We start from the raw sequence: 16,735 nt of genomic DNA on the forward strand, positions 1-16,735 counted from the left end.
GTCTCCGACGCAGTCACAGACTTGCGGAACTGTTTTACCCGTTCGTTGGCGAAATACGGGTAATAATGAGCGAACTCGAAGAGGAGTACCGCCTCGATTATTTCGAGGAAGAGGGCTTCGTCAGGAAGGAGTGTACCGAGTGCGGTGACTTCTTCTGGACGCGCGACGAGGACCGCGAGACCTGCGGCGAACCGCCGTGCGAGAACTACCAGTTCATCGACGACCCCGGGTTCCCCGAGCGACACACGCTCGAAGAGATGCGCGAGGCGTTCCTCTCGTTCTTCGAGGAGAACGACCACGAGCGCATCGAACCCTACCCGGTCGCGGCGAACCGCTGGCGCGACGACGTGCTGCTGACCCAAGCGTCCATCTACGACTTCCAGCCGCTCGTCACGTCGGGCGAGACCCCGCCGCCGGCCAACCCGCTGACAATCAGCCAACCCTGCATCCGGATGCAGGACATCGACAACGTGGGCAAGACCGGGCGCCACACGATGGCCTTCGAGATGATGGCCCACCACGCGTTCAACGCCCGCGAGGACCTCGAAGACCCCGAGAAGTACGCCTATCAGGGCGAAGTCTACTGGAAGGACGAGACCGTCGAGTACTGCGACCGGTTCTTCGAGTCGATGGGGGCCAATCTGGACGAAATCACCTACATCGAGGACCCGTGGGTCGGCGGCGGCAACGCCGGCCCCGCCATCGAGGTCATCTACAAGGGCGCGGAGTTGGCGACGTTGGTCTTCATGTCGATGGAGCAGGACCCCGACGGCGAGTACGAGATGAAGGACGGCAACCGGTACTCCAAGATGGACACCTACATCGTGGACACCGGGTACGGACTGGAGCGCTGGACGTGGGTCTCGCAGGGCACCCCGACCGTCTACGAGGCGGTCTACCCCGAGATGATATCGTTCCTGAAGGACAACGCCGGAATCGACCACTCGGACGACGAGGAGACGCTGGTCCACCGCGCCTCGAAACTCGCGGGCCACATGGACATCGACGAGGCCGAGGACATGGAGGCCGCCCGCGACAACATCGCCCGCGAGTTGGACGTGTCCACCGACGAGCTAGAGGCCCTGCTCGAACCCCTCGAAGACATCTACGCCATCGCCGACCACTGCCGGACGCTGGCGTACATGCTCGGCGACGGCATCGTGCCGAGCAACGTCGGCACGGGCTACCTCGCGCGGATGGTCCTCCGGCGGACCAAGCGCCTCTGCGACAACGTCGGCGTGGACGCGCCGCTCGACGAACTCGTGGACATGCAGGCCGAGCGACTGGGCTACGAGAACCGCGACACCGTCCGCGACATCGTCCGGACCGAGGTCGAGAAGTACCGCGAGACGCTCGAACAGGGCGGCCGCCGCGTCGAGCGCCTCGCCGAGGAGTACGCCGAGCGGGGCGACCCGATTCCGACCGACGAACTGGTCGAACTCTACGATTCCCACGGCATCCAACCCGACATGGTCGAGGAGATAGCCGCGGAGTTCGGCGCGGAGGTGGACGTGCCCGACGACTTCTACAGCGTCGTCGCCTCGCGCCACGACTCCGGGCAGGCCTTCGAGGACGAAGAGGAGCAGGACGACCGACTCGGCGACCTGCCCGAGACCGAGCGCCAGTTCTACGAGGACCAGTACGGCACCGACTTCGAGGCCGTGGTCCTCGACGTGTTCGAGCGCGAGGGCGAGGACGGCGAACCGGTGTACGACGTGGTGCTGGACCAGACGATGTTCTACCCCGAGGGCGGCGGCCAACCCGCCGACCACGGGACGCTGACCACCGACGAGAAGAGCGTGCAGGTCAGCGACGTTCAGACCCGGAACGGCGTCATCCTCCACCGGACCGACGACGAAATCGACAAGGGCGACATCGTCCGCGGGAAGATAGACCGCGAACGCCGTCGTCGCCTGATGCGCCACCACACCGCGACCCACCTCGTGGTCCACGCGGCCCGCGAGGTGCTGGGCGACCACGTCCGGCAGGCGGGCGCCCAGAAGGGCATCGATAGCTCTCGCATCGACGTGCGCCACTACGAGCGCATCGACCGCGAGACCCGCGAGGAGATAGAGATGGTCGCCAACGAACTCGTGATGGAGAACACGTCGGTCCAGCAGGAGTGGCCCAACCGCCACGAGGCCGAGGAGGAGTACGGCTTCGACCTGTATCAGGGCGGCATCCCCGCGGGTCAGAACATCCGACTCATCCACGTCTCCGAGGACGTGCAGGCCTGCGGCGGCACCCACGTCCGGCGCACGGGCGACGTGGGCACCATCAAGATTCTGAACACCGAGCGCGTGCAGGACGGCGTCGAGCGCATCACCTTCGCCGCGGGCGAGGCCGCCATCGAGGCGACCCAGCGCACCGAAACCGCGCTCGCGGAGGCCGCCGACGTGCTGGACGTTGCCCCCGAAGAGGTCCCCGAGACCGCCCAGCGGTTCTTCGACGAGTGGAAGGGCCGGGGCAAGCAGATAGAGGACCTCAAGGAACAACTCGCGGAGGCCCGCGCCTCGGGCGGCGGAGGCGGCGAGGAGGTAGAGGTCGGCGACGCGGTGGCCGTCGTCCAGCGCCTCGACGCCGACATGGACGAACTCCGGGCGACCGCCAACGCGCTCGTCGAGGAGGGCAAGATAGCGGTCCTCGGAAGCGGCGCTGACGGCGCGACGTTCGTGGTCGCGGTGCCCGACGGCGTCGGCGTCAACGCCGGCGAAGTCGTCGGCGAACTCGCCCAGAAGGTCGGCGGGGGCGGCGGCGGCCCGCCGGACTTCGCGCAGGGCGGCGGTCCGGACGCCGACAAACTGGACGACGCGCTGGACGAGGCCCCGGACGTGCTGAAGCAGGTTCGGAACGCCTGAGGAACACCTCCAGAACCGCTCTCACACCTCCGACATCTCTTTTAAGGCGGCGAGCGATTTCGCACGGACGATGACCGACTCGACGCCGACGACCGGGGACGCGACGCCGTTCCGTCGGGTCTCGGTCGCGGAGGTTCCGCCGCCGAGCGTGATTCCGGCCGACCTCTCGGTCGAGATGCTGAACGGAGACGTGACCAGCGAGACGCCCGCGACGGTTCGCGTCGAGTTGCGCTGGACCGGCGACGAGGAGGTGCGACTGGAGGGCGGTCCGCCCCCGCTGAAACTCCCTGTGGTGGACGACGTCTCGAACCCGACGCTAGCGCTCGTTCCGAGCGACCGCTTCGACCGGGACGACGCCCGACCGGAGTGCTGGCGGGTCGGGAAGGACCCGAGCGAGGGCTACGGCCTCGGACTGTGGACCGGCGAGGTTGGTCCGGGCGACGAGTTCGCCTGCGAGGCCCAACTCTGGACCGACCACCGCGCGGAGGGGTGTCTGCCGGTCGGCCGCTACTCGTTCGGGGGGCGGAGTTACGTCGCCGACTGGGACGCCGTCGCCGAGTGGGAGTTCACGCTCCGCGTGAGCGACCCGTAACGACCGGCAGGTCCGGGCCGCCGCGTTCGGGCGGACTACCGGTCGAACAGCCACCGCTTGGCCCGTTCCGCGACCGACCGGCGGCGGGTGAGTCGCCGGTTCAGCGCGTCGTTGACCCGACGGAGTCGCTCGTTGTCGGCCTCTAGCTGTCGAGCCTCCTCGCGGAGTCGCCGGCGGTCGGCGTCGAGTCGGCGGTACGCCTGACGGAGTTCCGCGTCCGAGTGCGGTAGTTCGGCGTCCGAAGGCGGCAGTTCCGTATCGGAACGCGACCATTCCCCGTCCGAATGTGCCAGTTCCGCGGTCCGGGCGCGGTCCGAGGAAAGACCGCTGTCCGAGGGCGAGAACGACCCGCCGTTCGGAGCGCGGTCGGCCGTCGAACTGCGGTCCGAGGCGCGGCCGCGGGTCGGCCCGGTCCCGCGGTCGGTCCGGTCGGTCTCGCTCCGCTCCGGATAGAGGGCCGCCAGCGCGCGTTCGTCGCGGATGCGGCCCGCGAGGACCGCGTTGACGACGCCGCCGACGAGCAGGACGAGACTGCTGAAGTAGAGCCAGATGAGCAGGATGAACACGCTCCCGAGGGTGCCGTACACGGCTTCGTAGCGGCCGGCGAGGACGACGTAGCCCTGAAACAGCGCCTCCAGCACGGTCCACCCGAGGGCGGCGACGACCACGCCGGGCAGGACCTCGCGGGCGGTCACGTCCGCGTCGGGGAAGACGTAGTAGATGGGGAAGAACGCGACCCCGAGTCCCGCGGCGAGCAACAGCGGATTGAGGACCGCCGGATACGGCAGGTCGGGGACCCGCGAAGCCACCGCGCCGACGACGAGGAAGGCGGCCACCGCGAATCCGAGCGCCACGAACACGACGGCGGCGTTCTCCAACTGCGCGAGCAGGCGTTTGTTCGACTGGGTGCCGTAAATCTCCGAGAACGCCACGTCGAGACCCCGGAATATCTTCGACATGCCCCAGAGGAGCGTCACCGCCCCGAGTACCGAGATGCCGGTCCGAGCGGTGGCGACGTCGAGCGACTCGGCCAGCAACTCGCGGGCGTACGGCGTCAGGAACGGTTCGGTCGCCTCGGTCAGCGACGCCGTGAACGCCTCGCTGCCGACCGTCGTGAGAATTACGATGACGAACAGCAACAGCGGGAGCATCGAGACGAAGGCGTGGTAGGCGATGCTTCCCGCCATGAACGTGATGTTCTGGTCGTGTATCTCGCGCCACGACGCGCGGACGACCCGCTTGGTCGCGCTCCAGACCTCCCTCCCCCGACGCCCCATGCCACTACGTCACGGTCCTCCGGGGTAAAACGTCGTTGCCCGTTGGAGAACGATTTTTCTTCTTCATATAATCTTTCGTACGTGGTAAGAGTGTCTATATCTGTCCGAGACGGCTCGAAGCGGTCTCGTCGGTGCTGTGCTTCGGTGTCGCGCCGCGTCGGTGTTACATCTCGTCGGTGTCGGATTCTTCCGATTCGGCGGTGGCGTTACGGCGGCACGCCGTCGGCCGGAACCGACGCGCTCCGCTCGTCGGCCGCGCGCTTCGACGCCGCGTCGTCCGGCGATTTCGATTTCTCGCCCGAACCTTCTTACCCGGCGTCGTCGTTCGCTGTCCGGGGGAGAAACGATGAGTTCACAGCGACAGTCACGACGCAGACAGTCCGGACCGACCGAACGACAGCGACAGGGGAGCCAGCAGTCCCGGACCGGAACTCCGTTCCAGACCGGCCAGCAGTCCGGAAACGGCCGACGCCACGGACGGACGTACCGGAGCGCGGTGGGCCTCCCGGACGAGACCCGGCGAGCGATGGTGGGACTGCTCAACCAGACACTCGCCGACACCACCGACCTGATGACCCAATGCAAGTTCGCCCACTGGAACGTCAAGGGGATGAACTTCTACCAGTTGCACCTGCTGTTCGACGAAATCGCCGAGACGCTCGAAGAACACGCCGACATCGTCGCCGAGCGAGCGACGGCGCTCGGCGGGGAGGCGACCGGGACGGTCCGAACCGCCGCCGCCAACAGTCGGATTCCCGAGATTCCGCCCGACGCGACCACCGGCCCGGAGTACGTCGCGGCGCTGGTCGACCGCGTCGGCATCCACGCCAACAACCTCCGGCGCGAAATCGAAATCGCGGTCGAGCGCGACGACGAGGACACCGCCGACATGTACACCGAACTCTCCCGCGAGGTGGACAAGCAGCTCTACTTCCTCGAAGCACACCTGCAAGCGGTCAGCCCCGAGGCGATTCCCGAGAACCCGGGCGGGTCGCTGCAAGGAGGCCAGCAGTCACAGGGAGACCTCCCGTCGCAGTACCGCCAGCAGTCCCAGACGGGCCACCCGCCGGGCCAGCGCCGGTACGGCGGACCCAGACAGTAGCGCGAGCGACGCTCCGAACCGCGGTCCCGTCGCTCCGTTCGCGCCGTCAGGTCGCCAGTCCGAGGACGCGCTCGGCCGCCGCCTCGACCTCCGGAAGCGACTCCTCGGGCGCGTAGACGCCTAGCCGCCACTGGGAGCGACCGGCCGCGCGCAGGCCCTCGACCAGCGGCGACTCGTCGGCGAGTCGCCGAACCTCGCCGTCCACGACCACGCGCGTCGAGGACTCGGGCATGCTGGGTTCGCCGGGCGTATCGACCAGCACGGACTCGGGAGGCACGTCGGCGACCGACGCGATGTCGCGCTCGAACGCCCGGACGTCGTCGCGGTCGGCGGTCACGACCGCTCGCGGAACCGCGTCGAGTTTCGCCCAGACCGCCCGCTTGTGGAGGTCGCGGCGTTCGAGTCGCCGGGCGGCGTCGGCCGTCGCCTCGCAGTCGCGCAGGGCCCCGAGCAGGCGGTCGTCGGTCATCCGAGCGAACTCCTCCGGCAGGAGGTCGGTCGCGTCGAGCAGGCGCTCGCCCGCGCGTTCGAGCATCGCGCCCGCGATGCGCGAGACGTGGTGGCGGTAGACGGTGGCGTTCATCAGCGTCCGGGCCACGAGCGTCCCCTCGGCGGTCTGGACGTTGCCCGCCGAGAGGACGAGGTCGTCGTCGCGGAACTGGAGCGCGGCCAGCAGGCGCGAGTGGTCGATGGTGCCGTAGGGGACGCCGGTGTGGTGGGCGTCCCGGACGAGGTAGTCCATGCGGTCCACGTCGAGTTCCCCGGCGACCAACTGCCCGAGTCGCCCTCTCCCCTCGACCAGCGCGGCGACCTCGGCGGGGTCGAGTCCGTGGCGCTCCAGCACCGCGGCGAGTCGCCCGGACGTGAGCAGGTCGCCGACCTCGTCGTGGTGGCGGCCGAGTCGCCGCTCGATGATGCCCTCTGTCTGGTGGCCGTAGGGTCCGTGACCCACGTCGTGGAGGAGCGCGGCCGCCCGCACCGCCAGCGCACGGTCGCCCTCGACGCCGAGGAGCGAGCAGGCCTCGCGGGCGAGATGGTAGACGCCGAGACTGTGTTCGAATCGCGTGTGGTTCGCGGAGGGGTAGACGAGGCGGACCGTGCTGAGTTGCTTGATGTGGCGCAGGCGCTGGAGTTCGGGCGTGTCGAGCAGGTCGGCCGCGAGGTCGCAGACGGGGACGTGGTCGTGGACGCTGTCCTTGATGGCCTTCATTGGGTCCGGATTGACAGACCGATGGCAAAAGTGGCCCGTCTCGTCGCCTTCGCGCGTCGGCGGTCTCCCTCGGACGGGCGGTCGCACGACCGACTGCAAAAAGTATCTGCGGTCGAGGTGGTCAGTCGTCGCCGCGATTCAGTAGGTACCCTGCGGCTCCGGCGAGTCCGCCGAGCGTGGTGAGCACTCCAAAACCGGGTGCGCGTGCCCGTTGTGCTACCTCGCTCGCACCGATATCGTTCGCTGCCGTCGTCTGATTCCGCTCGGTGGTCCCCGGACTCAAGGTAGTCCTCCTGGTGGTTCGCGTCCTCGCTCCTCCGAGCGGTCGAACCGGTCCGCGCAACAGTCCATCGGGATACTGTTCGGTCTGTACCTCGACGTACACGTTGCCACTGCGTATCGCCTGGATCAGCGGGACGAGAGGCCGACCCTCGAACGGTCCCTCGAGATCGTAAGCCGTGAGTACGGCGTCTACTAGCGTTCCTTCGACGTGATCGACGGGGTTTGTCGTATCGAACAGTCGAGCCACGATTGGATCGTCTCGTCCCGGCCGGTTCAGACGGAGGTACGCCGCGGTCACGTCGTTGACGTTCTGCACGTACAGCGCGTACATGAGCTTCGCTCGGACACCGTTGGGCGGATGTAGCGTGAAGTAGGTCGTTCCCTTGGCGTCCGATTGTATCCCCTGTGCTGGCGCTAAACGGGCGATATACTTCTGGGGCCCTTCCCCGAGCGCCCCTTCCGGTGGTTGGGGAATTTGCTCGGTAGTCGTTCCGGGTCCCGCCGTGGTCGTCTGATTCTGGGTCGGGGTTGCGGTCGTCTGGTTCGAGGCGAGCTGGTTCTGCGTCGTCCCTTGGGCCCGGGTCGTCTGATTCTGTGCCGTCTGGGTCGTCTGTCCCCCACCGCCGAACTGGACCGGTCCCTGCATCGACGACGGATGGACCTGACAGAGATACTCCGCCATACTCTCCTTGGCCGTGAACGTCACCGTCTGGGAACCTTGACTGATGATCTCGGTTCGCACCATCACGTCTCCGTTCTGACTGAGCACGGCGAAGTTGTGCGGGGCACCGTCGACGTTTTCCCACGTCACCTCGTACTTCTTCCCCGCTTCTAATCTCAACGTCGGGTTGACCGCGTCCGCGATCGACTCCGGTCTGCGCCCTCGCCAACCGCTCGTGACACCACCGAGGGCGTACGACGTTGCGACCTGTTGGCGGCCGCGTGCGATGCCTCCGAGTCCGAAGACCGCTCCGGTCGTCGCCGTCGTCGAGAGGAACCGCCGCCGGGACGACCCTCCCGTCGAGTTATCTGCCATGAATTAGCCCTCCATCGAGTAGACCGCGATGACGTTCTGCTCGGTTCCACCGCCGCCTTGGATGTAGACGTACTGTTTCCCAGTCGTCGGGTCGACCCACGTGACGGGATTTCCGTCGAGGCGGGGGATGATCTGTTCGGTCCACAGCCGGTCGCCCGTCTCGGAATCGTACGCGACGAGGTTCCCCGACGGCGTGCCGGCGAAGGTGAGGCCGGTCGTCGTCGAGAGCAGCCCGCCCCAGGGCGCTTCGTCCATCCAGTCCTGCCACTTTATCTTCCCGGTCACCGGGTCCAGCGCCGTGATGTTCCCCGGCGGTTTCTCCCACTCGGGAATCGAACCTTGCTGGTTGTCGCTGGCCGTGATGAACGTCTCGCCCTTGTACTCTTCGCCCATCTCGTAGTCGATGTACGACCACGCCATCTTCATCGGCTGATTGTTCGCCTTCAGGAACAACGTCCGGCGCTGGGGATCGAACGACGAGGGCTGGGGGTCAGTCCCGCCGAGGAGGTGCGGAGCCGTCCACTCCGCATCCTCCATGTTCTGTGGCGGGATCGCCCAGGTGTTAATGTGTTCGACGTACTCCTCGCTTCGCTCGACGAGGTCGCCTGTTTCGAGGTCCACGGTGTACACCCATCCGGTCTTGCCGGGCCACGAGGCGAGCTTCCGCGTCTCGCCGTCCATCTCCGCTTCGTAGATGACCGCGGGGCTCGGCGAGTCGTAGTCCCACCAGTCGTGGGGCGACTCCTGATAGTTCCACTTCACATCGCCGCTGTGGAAGTCGACCGCCACCTTCCCGGCACTGTAGGGGTTCCACCCGGGTCGGACGGTGCCGAACCACGGGCCCGGATTTCCGGTCGGCAGCACCGTCGTCCCGGACTCGGGGTCGATAGCGGGAGCCTGCCAGACGGTCGAACCACCGTGCTTCCACGCGTCGCCGACCCACTGGTCCGGCGGCGTCATCCCCGTGTGCCACGCTTGCTCGCCGTCGGTCGTGACGCCATCGGCCCACCCGTGGACGCCCCACTCGCCGCCACTGCTCCCCATGACGAACATGTCCTCGAAGGGGACGATGGGGTAGTTCGACGCCTGACTGCGGTTGCGCTTCCACGTCTGTAGCTCGTCGTGCATCGCCAACTGACGGGAGCCTTCGGCCGTTTCGCCCCGGTACTCGTAGGCTCCGTTGTAGTACCACTTTTCGGTCCCGTCGTAGCGGTTCAGCGCGAGTACGCCGTGGTCGAGCGTCGCCTTGTACACTGTGTCACCCAGAACGCCCACGCCGCGGTTAGCGGGCGGTTCGGATTCGCTCACGATTCCTTTGGGGTGGTACTGGTGGAACCAGAGAACCTCGCCGGTGCGGGCGTTGATCGCCCGCGTCTGTTCGGTGCCGTTCGTCTGATAGATAATCGGGGGATCGCCGGGGATGACGAGCACCGAGCCTTGGAACCATGCGGCCTGCCTCGCGTTCTGGACGGTCTCGTGTTTCCACTCGAGCGAGAGATTCGAGACGTTCTTCGGCGTGATGATGTCGGCAGTGCTGAAGTGGTGACGTTCGTAGTTGTTGCCGTACAGTAGCCACCCCTCCGGGTCGTCGCCGCTGTCGAGGAGTTGTTTCTGGGTCACCTCGCGCTTCGGAATGTCGTCGACGTTTTCGTACTGTTCGATTTCTGCAGTGCCTGGCTTGGGAATATGTCCGTCCTGCATAGTCAGTCGCCTCCGAGTCGCGGCGCTCGCATGTCGTCGCTGATGCGGACGAGGTCGTACTGGAAGTCGGTCTGCGCGGCGATCATGATTGCCGCACTCCCGGACACGAGCGCGGTCAGTTCCTCGTCGGAGATCTCCCCGCGACCGAGTCGGTCCGCGGCCGCGCTCAGGAGGTAGAACCCACCGAGCATTGCGCGGACGTCGGCGATGCCGTCGTCGAGCATCTCGTCGGTTATCAGCACCTCGTTCTTGCGGAGGTGCTTGTCTAACCCGTCTATCCAGAGGAGAGCGCCGCTCGCCGCCCGTTTCTGGAGCGGCGAGACGTAGTCGGGATTCACCTCTTCGACCGGCGCTTCCTCCAGCACCCACGTGGGTTCCCAGAGCGCGAGTCGGTCGGCCTGACTGACCACGTTCGCGACCAGTGCCGTCTGTTCGCGCTCGTCGAACCCGACTTCAGAGAGAGTCCCCGCGAGCGACGCCGTGTGGACGAGCTGTTTCGTCATGCGCTCGATGTGTTCGGACGTGAACCGCGGGAGGTTGGCTTCGGCGCTCGCGTAGAAGTCGACCTCGGTCAGGTGGTCGTCGATTCGCCACGCCGGAGTCGTCAGTTCCGCGTACAGTTCCTCGCCGCGGTCCGGAACGCCTGCGGCGCGTACCGCCGACAGGCCCTCTATCGCGTCGGCGACGCCCGTCATCTCCGTCGCCAGTAGTTCGGCGTCGAGTGCGCCGGAGAGGTCGTTTCGGATGGCCTCCCCGCGGCGAGCGAACTCGCCCGCCGACTCGACGGCGACGAGGTCCTGCAGGTCGCTCAGTGTCACGTCGTCGACGGCCGAACCGCCGGTCGCGGCGGCACTGGCCACGCCGAGTACCTTGAGGAACTCCCGACGATCCTCGTCCGATATCTGTGAGTAGTGGTGTTCTCCTGGCATTCTTGCTCCTCATTCACCGGATAGCCGAGTGCGGTGAACCGCGACGACGTACGCTAACTACACACATACCTACCGACAATCGTTCAACGCGAAACGCGAGGTTCGATGGAGAGCGCCGTCTCCGGAACGGTCCGGGAGAGTTCGAAGACGCCGTTTCGCAATCGAGTGCGCGAGTATTGCTCGTCACCGCTCGCGACGGTCGCGCGAACTCGGTCAAGTTTCGAGTAACCGACGCCGCGGGAGTCGCCAAGACGAGCGCCGACACGGCGGCGGGGCGTAAGATTTCTAACATCACTCGCAGTCCGGTCCGCCGGGCTGACAGTGGCGTCACACGAGAGTCCGCGCTCGAAGTTCGATCGAGTCTGTCTCGGTGCGCCACGCGGCCGACTCGAAGAGCGAACCACTGAAACGACCCGACCTCGAACCCCCGGCCATGCCACACGCGGACAACGACGGCGTCTCTATCCATTACGAGGTCGGCGGCGACGGCGCAGTCGAGAGCGACGCGCCGGTCGTCCTGCTGGCCGACGCGGGCTACGGCCCGTGGCAGTGGGGTTGGCAGTACTCGGCGCTCGCAGGCCCCTTCGAAGTCGTCATCCCCAGCACGCGCGGAACCGGCGACTCCGACACCCCGGACCCGGACGCCGCCGACTCGTACAGCATCGAGACGATGGCCGCGGACCTCGAAGCGGTCCTCGCCGACTACGGCGCGCGCAAGGCCCACCTCGTCGGCGCGGGGATGGGCGGGATGGTCGCGCTCCGGTACGCGCTCGACTTCTCGCGCGCTCGGACGCTGACCCTGCTCGGCACCTCGCCGGGCGGTCCGCGCGCGACGCCCGTCGCCGACGGCCTGCGCGAGCGACTGCGCGCAGACCCCGACGACGCCGGGTCCCTCCGCCGGTCGCTCGAACCGGTCGCCTCCGCGGAACTGCTGGAGACCGAGGACCTCGTGGAGCGAATCGCGGCGTGGCGGCGCGACGAGGACGCCTCGGAGACGGTCCAGCTCGCGCACTTCGACGCGATGGCCGAGTTCGACGCCAGCGACAGCCTCTACGAGATTACGATTCCCGCGCTCGTCTGCCACGGCGCGGACGACCGGGTGATTCCGGCCGAGGACGGCCGCCTGCTGGCCGACGGCCTCCCGAAGGGCGAGTTCGAGGCGTTCCCCGGCGAACGCCTCTTCTACGTCGAGCGCTCGAAGGCGGTCAACGACTCGCTGGTCGGATTCCTCACCGACCGAACCGAGGAGTGAGCGGGCCGGATTTCGCCGGACTGCTCCGAGACACTCGCCGAGAGACACCCGATTTCTACGGTAGTTCTCCCACCACCTCCGAGACGACGGAGTACCCCCGTCTTCGCAACAACGCCTACGGTCGGTGACGCCGAACCTCTCGACATGACGCTCTCGCTCGAACGCCGGGCCGCGCTCTGGGGGGACCGAACTGCGGTGGTGGACGCGAGCGCCGACCGCCGGGTCAGCTACGCCGACCTCGAATCGGAGGCCGACGCGATGGCGCGCAGACTCTCGGCGCTCGGGGTCGGACCGGGCGACCCGGTCGCGGTCGTCTCGCGCAATCGGGTCGAGACGCTGGCGCTGTTGTTCGCCGTCCGGCGACTCGGCGGCGTCTTCGCGCCGGTCTCGTATCGGCTCACGCCCGCGACGGTCGAGGGACCGCTGGAACGCATCGACCCCGCGGTGGTGGTCCACGAGGCCGGACAGCGCGACCTCGTCCGTGAGTTACCAGACGAGCGGACCCACTCCTTCGAGGAGTTGGGTCGCCGCGACGGCGCCGACTACGAGCGCGCCGACCGCGACCCGGAGGACTCGCTGGTCTACCTCCACTCGAAGGCCGAGGCCGACCGGCCCATGGTCGGGGAGGACGAGGAGCGCGAACGCCGCGACGAGTCGCTGAGCGAGGGCCCGACGACGGCCCCGCAGGTGGTGGACTACCCGGCGCGGGCCGTGGAGTGGAACTGCGTCACCGCCGCGGCCGCGTGGGGACTGGGCCGGAGCGACTGCGCGCCCGCCCTGCTTCCCTTCTCGGACGCCGACGGCCTCCTCCGCCTCGTCCTGCCGCTGCTCTACGTCGGCGGGCGAGTCCCCCTGCTCCGGGCGTTCGACCCCGAGGACGCGCTGGCCGCGATCGCCGAGGAGGGCGCGACCGCGCTGTTCGGCGGCGCGACCGAGTACCGCGAACTCGTCGCCAGCGACGAGTTCGGCGCGACCGACTTCGACGCCGTCGAGTGGGTCGGCACGCGGTCCCCGCTCCCGGCGGACGCCCGCGAGGAACTGGCCCGGCGCGCGCCCGTGGTCCGGACCTACGGCCGGGTCGAGACCGGTCCGAGCAACCTCTTCGTGCCGCCCGGCGAGTCCGGGAGCGCGGCCGATTCCCCGAAGCGCGACGCCGACCGGGTGGGCCGACCGTTCCCCGACTGCGAGGTCCGCGTCGCCGACGACGACGGAACGGCGGTAGAAGACGGCGAAATCGGTGAACTCCGGTTCAGGGGGGTCGTGACGCCGAAGGGACGGCTGACAGACGACGGGACGACCGAGGCGTTCCCCGAGTGGGTGCCGACGGGGGACCTCGGCTTCCGCGAGGGCGACGACTACTACCTCCTCGGGCCGGCGACCGAGGCGTTGGATTCGGGGGCGGACGGGTCGGCCCGGGTCCACCCGCGGGAAATCGAGCGCGCGCTGGAGGCGCGAAACGGCGTCACCGCGGCGGGAGTGGTCCCGGACGCGGAGGGCGTGCTGGCGGCGTTCGTCGGCGACGCCGACCCCGGCGAGTTGCAGGGCGTCCTCGGCGACGAACTGCCGGAGGACGCGACGGTTCGGGAGGTCAACCGCGTCGAATCGCTTCCACGGCGGCGGACCGGCGAGATAGACCGGGCCGCGCTCCGGCGGCAACTGGACGACGAGGAGCGCATCGGCAAGGGGTGACGCCGACCCGCGCCCGACGACTCAGTTCGCGTCGCTTCCCGAGTCCGCGGAGTTGCCGGAGGTGCCGGAGTCGCCGGAGTCGCTCGCGAGTTTGAGACCCGACACGAGGCGGTTGGTGACGACGCGCGCCACGATGCCGACGAGTTCGGCGTCGGTCCCGCTGGCGGTCAGGTCCGCGAAGACGCCGAGCGGAATCTGACCGCCGGCCATCTCGCGGTGGCCGCCCGCGCTCCCCACGTCGCCGAAGATGTCGCCGAGGGCGTTGCCGATGTGGATTCGCGGGTCGGTAGAGCGCGCGCTGAGTTCTATCTCGTCGTCCACGATGCCGAAGACGATGGCGGTTTCGACGCCCTCCAGCGTCGCGAGGTAGTCGGCGGCCTGCGGGAGCGCGTCGCGTTCGCTCGTCCGGCCGACGTGGGAGATGAGGACCGACCCTTTGACGGTCCGGTTGTCCACCGCGTCGGCGATGGCGTCCACCGTCGCGCCGCTGACCGCCGGGGTCGAGAGTCGCCGGAGCATGTCGGGGTCGGCGTAGTCGTGGAGAGTCCGGGCGGCCTCGTACTCGTCGCGGGTCACGCCTCGGAGGAAACCCAGTGTCTCGCGCCGGATGGCGAACAGCAGGCCGGTCGCCAGCACCTCGTCGAACGCCACGTCGAGTTCGCTGACGTACTCGGTCAGGATAGTCGCCGTCGCGCCGACCGCCTCGCGGTGGTCGACGAACCGGGCCTCGATGCCCTCGGCGGGGTGGTGGTCGATGACCACGTCTATCGGCACGTCCTCGGGCACCTCGTTGTTCACGCCGGGCACCGAGTGGTCCACGAGCGCGACCAGCGAGTTCTCCGCCCGGTCCCGGACGCTCTCGGGGTCGAACTCCCGGAGGTCGACCTCCAGCAGGTTGACGAACGCCCGGTTCTGCTGGTGGGAGATGTCGCCGCTGTAGAGGATGCGGCGCTCGTCGATGCCCGCGGCGGCCGCGATGCGGCCGAGCGCGAGCGCGCTGGCCAGACAGTCCGGGTCGGGGTTGTTGTGACAGACGATGGCGAGTTCTTCGCCGTCGGCGAGGAGTTCGCGGAGCGTCTCGGCCTTGCTCATTTCCTCTCTCTACTCGATACAGCGCCAAGAGACTGTGCATGGAGTCGCACGCCGGGGTCGAACGCTTCGACCCCGGGGACGGCGGAGGCCCGAATCGTTAGACTCGCGCCACGTTTCGCGGAGGACCAGAGAGTATTTAAAATAGCCATAATACATTGAATTCGCATGGCACGCAAGAAGCGGGCAGGCGAGGACGGACGAAGCGAGTCGCGTCTCGACCGGCGCGACTATCTCAGGGCGACCGGCACGGCGCTGGTCGGGGCCGTCGCCGGCGCGGGCGTTACCGCGACCACCGCACGGGCCGCCAGTCCCGTGAGCGGGAGTTGGGAGATTCGGAACCGCTACATCGAGACCGGCAGCAACGAACTCGGCATCGGGTGCGCCGTCACGGACCCCGACGGCGAAGGGGTCATCGAACACGTCTACATCCGGTCGACCGACAGCAGCGACAAACCCGCCATCTGGGTCGACCCGAAACAGCACCTCGGCCACCTGACCATCAGGAACGTCCACATCGAGGGACACGCCGACAACGCGGTCTACGCCGAACTCCACGAACCGTGGGGGAAGGGCGGGACCCTCACCATCGAGGACTGCTACTTCCACGACAACACGCGGGGAAACCTCCGCGTCAACGGCGGCACCGAGGTCCGGAACACCCACATCCACAACACGGGCGAGAACTTCCCGACCCGCGGCTACCTCTGTGCTGGTCATTTCTCGTACTACGAAGGCGGCGGCGAAATCAACATGCGCCACTGCCAGATAGACATCGACGGGTCGAACGTCAAACACGGGAGCAACTCGCTCGCGCTCATGACCCGCGGTTCGACCAGCGCGTACGGCGACTACGGGTCGAACATCCCGACGGTCACCGTCTCGAACTCGCAGGTGGCGGGCGAAATTAGGGGCCACGAGGGCAACATCACGCTCCAGAACTCGGGGCGAAACCCGACAATCAATCCGCCGAAAGGCGTGCCGATGACCGCGTCCGAGGCCGAAAACGGCACCAGCAGCGCGACCGGTCCGACGTGGAGGGAGGTCAGCAGCGGCGGCGGTAGTTCCGACTCGGACTCGTCCGAGAGCGACCAGCAGGCGACTGTCCTCGAACTCGTCGCAAACGCGGACGCGCAGAACGCCGCGTACGAGTTCACGGTCGACGGCACGGTCACGAAACACTCCGTCAGCGACGGAATCGCGGCCGAGGGCAACGACACGCTCACCGACAACGGCGACGGCACGGTGACGGTGACGGGCGCGTCCGGAAACGGCTACGGCGACGCCTACGCGGTCGAGGGTTCGATTACGGCGATGCGACTCGACAAGAGCGAGTGGACGCTCAGGTACGGCGGCCAACAGACCAGCGTCGCCGACCTGACCGCCACCGGGTCCGACTCCGGCACGACGACCGACTCCGGTTCGGGGGCCGATTCGGGGTCCGCGTCGGGGACCGGCGACCTCCCGAACACGCTGATAATCGACGGAGGCGGCGCGCCGAACGCGGCCTGCACCTACAGGTTCGCGGTCAGCGGAAGCGCGGCGAAGAGCGGCGAACTCGGCTCGATCAACGTCGCCGACGAAGTGAACGACGGCGTGATAACCGGCCGAGTTATCGGCGGGAAGGACGCCTACCGGTTCAGCGGCGACATCACCGAGTTCGCTGTCGAGGGGCCGGTCGGCGTCGAACTCGACAGCCAGTCCTGACCGGAGACCGT

At 67.8% G+C, this 16,735-nt stretch carries 12 protein-coding genes; 6 read left to right on the top strand and 6 right to left on the bottom strand.

What is annotated here, in order from left to right; translation table 11 throughout:
• The first annotated feature begins 65 nt into the window (after window positions 1-65).
• A complete protein-coding gene (gene alaS / locus M0R89_RS05555; protein WP_248651571.1) occupies window positions 66-2,858 on the top strand; it encodes an alanine--tRNA ligase in 2,793 nt (930 codons plus the stop codon).
• 70 nt (window positions 2,859-2,928) lie between these two features.
• Entirely contained in the window at window positions 2,929-3,450 is a 522-nt protein-coding gene (locus M0R89_RS05560) for a hypothetical protein (protein WP_248651572.1), read from the top strand.
• A gap of 35 nt (window positions 3,451-3,485) precedes the next feature.
• Here M0R89_RS05560 and M0R89_RS05565 read toward each other — a convergent pair whose 3' ends face one another.
• On the bottom strand, window positions 3,486-4,727 hold the full coding sequence (locus M0R89_RS05565; RefSeq protein ID WP_248651573.1) for a YihY/virulence factor BrkB family protein: 1,242 nt from the start codon (window positions 4,725-4,727) through the stop codon (window positions 3,486-3,488).
• 346 nt (window positions 4,728-5,073) lie between these two features.
• On the opposite strand from M0R89_RS05565, the gene dps reads away from it, so the two are divergent.
• Complete coding sequence (gene dps / locus M0R89_RS05570) at window positions 5,074-5,829, top strand: DNA starvation/stationary phase protection protein Dps (protein WP_248651574.1); 756 nt, start codon at window positions 5,074-5,076, stop codon at window positions 5,827-5,829.
• Window positions 5,830-5,875: 46 nt separating this feature from the next.
• Here the strand turns inward: dps and M0R89_RS05575 are convergent, their stop codons facing one another.
• From M0R89_RS05575 to M0R89_RS05590, 4 genes are all read right to left on the bottom strand, one after another.
• Window positions 5,876-7,039, bottom strand: coding sequence for an HD domain-containing protein (locus tag M0R89_RS05575; RefSeq protein WP_248651575.1), 1,164 nt, complete (start codon window positions 7,037-7,039; stop codon window positions 5,876-5,878).
• Window positions 7,040-7,160: 121 nt separating this feature from the next.
• Window positions 7,161-8,357 carry a CHRD domain-containing protein gene (locus M0R89_RS05580; RefSeq protein WP_248651576.1) on the bottom strand — a complete coding sequence of 399 codons (1,197 nt, stop codon included), beginning with the start codon at window positions 8,355-8,357 and terminating at the stop codon, window positions 7,161-7,163.
• 3 nt (window positions 8,358-8,360) lie between these two features.
• Window positions 8,361-10,058: an outer membrane protein assembly factor BamB family protein gene (locus M0R89_RS05585; protein WP_248651577.1), complete on the bottom strand. Its 1,698-nt coding sequence runs from the start codon at window positions 10,056-10,058 to the stop codon at window positions 8,361-8,363.
• 2 nt (window positions 10,059-10,060) lie between these two features.
• Window positions 10,061-10,987 (bottom strand): hypothetical protein, encoded by a 927-nt coding sequence (locus M0R89_RS05590; protein WP_248651578.1) that lies wholly within the window; start codon window positions 10,985-10,987, stop codon window positions 10,061-10,063.
• A gap of 433 nt (window positions 10,988-11,420) precedes the next feature.
• On the opposite strand from M0R89_RS05590, the gene M0R89_RS05595 reads away from it, so the two are divergent.
• Both M0R89_RS05595 and M0R89_RS05600 read left to right on the top strand, forming a co-directional pair.
• On the top strand, window positions 11,421-12,239 hold the full coding sequence (locus M0R89_RS05595; RefSeq protein ID WP_248651579.1) for an alpha/beta fold hydrolase: 819 nt from the start codon (window positions 11,421-11,423) through the stop codon (window positions 12,237-12,239).
• A gap of 144 nt (window positions 12,240-12,383) precedes the next feature.
• Window positions 12,384-13,928, top strand: a complete 1,545-nt coding sequence (locus M0R89_RS05600; protein ID WP_248651580.1) for a class I adenylate-forming enzyme family protein — start codon at window positions 12,384-12,386, stop codon at window positions 13,926-13,928.
• Between the two features lie 21 nt (window positions 13,929-13,949).
• Here the strand turns inward: M0R89_RS05600 and M0R89_RS05605 are convergent, their stop codons facing one another.
• A complete protein-coding gene (locus M0R89_RS05605) occupies window positions 13,950-15,020 on the bottom strand; it encodes a DHH family phosphoesterase (RefSeq protein ID WP_248651581.1) in 1,071 nt (356 codons plus the stop codon).
• Between the two features lie 165 nt (window positions 15,021-15,185).
• Between M0R89_RS05605 and M0R89_RS05610 the strand changes: the two genes are divergently transcribed.
• Complete coding sequence (locus tag M0R89_RS05610) at window positions 15,186-16,724, top strand: hypothetical protein (protein ID WP_248651582.1); 1,539 nt, start codon at window positions 15,186-15,188, stop codon at window positions 16,722-16,724.
• The last annotated feature ends 11 nt before the right edge of the window (window positions 16,725-16,735 follow it).

The sequence above is a fragment of the Halorussus limi genome, assembly GCF_023238205.1.
GTDB lineage: Archaea > Halobacteriota > Halobacteria > Halobacteriales > Haladaptataceae > Halorussus > Halorussus limi.

Coding starts and splice junctions, on each gene's coding strand:
- M0R89_RS05585 (WP_248651577.1), bottom strand. CDS start 10,058: ATGCAGGACGGACATATTCCCAAGCCAGGCACTGCAGAAATCGAACAG.
- alaS (WP_248651571.1), top strand. CDS start 66: ATGAGCGAACTCGAAGAGGAGTACCGCCTCGATTATTTCGAGGAAGAG.
- M0R89_RS05590 (WP_248651578.1), bottom strand. CDS start 10,987: ATGCCAGGAGAACACCACTACTCACAGATATCGGACGAGGATCGTCGG.
- M0R89_RS05565 (WP_248651573.1), bottom strand. CDS start 4,727: ATGGGGCGTCGGGGGAGGGAGGTCTGGAGCGCGACCAAGCGGGTCGTC.
- M0R89_RS05595 (WP_248651579.1), top strand. CDS start 11,421: ATGCCACACGCGGACAACGACGGCGTCTCTATCCATTACGAGGTCGGC.
- M0R89_RS05580 (WP_248651576.1), bottom strand. CDS start 8,357: ATGGCAGATAACTCGACGGGAGGGTCGTCCCGGCGGCGGTTCCTCTCG.
- M0R89_RS05600 (WP_248651580.1), top strand. CDS start 12,384: ATGACGCTCTCGCTCGAACGCCGGGCCGCGCTCTGGGGGGACCGAACT.
- M0R89_RS05605 (WP_248651581.1), bottom strand. CDS start 15,020: ATGAGCAAGGCCGAGACGCTCCGCGAACTCCTCGCCGACGGCGAAGAA.
- M0R89_RS05575 (WP_248651575.1), bottom strand. CDS start 7,039: ATGAAGGCCATCAAGGACAGCGTCCACGACCACGTCCCCGTCTGCGAC.
- M0R89_RS05610 (WP_248651582.1), top strand. CDS start 15,186: ATGGCACGCAAGAAGCGGGCAGGCGAGGACGGACGAAGCGAGTCGCGT.
- M0R89_RS05560 (WP_248651572.1), top strand. CDS start 2,929: ATGACCGACTCGACGCCGACGACCGGGGACGCGACGCCGTTCCGTCGG.
- dps (WP_248651574.1), top strand. CDS start 5,074: ATGAGTTCACAGCGACAGTCACGACGCAGACAGTCCGGACCGACCGAA.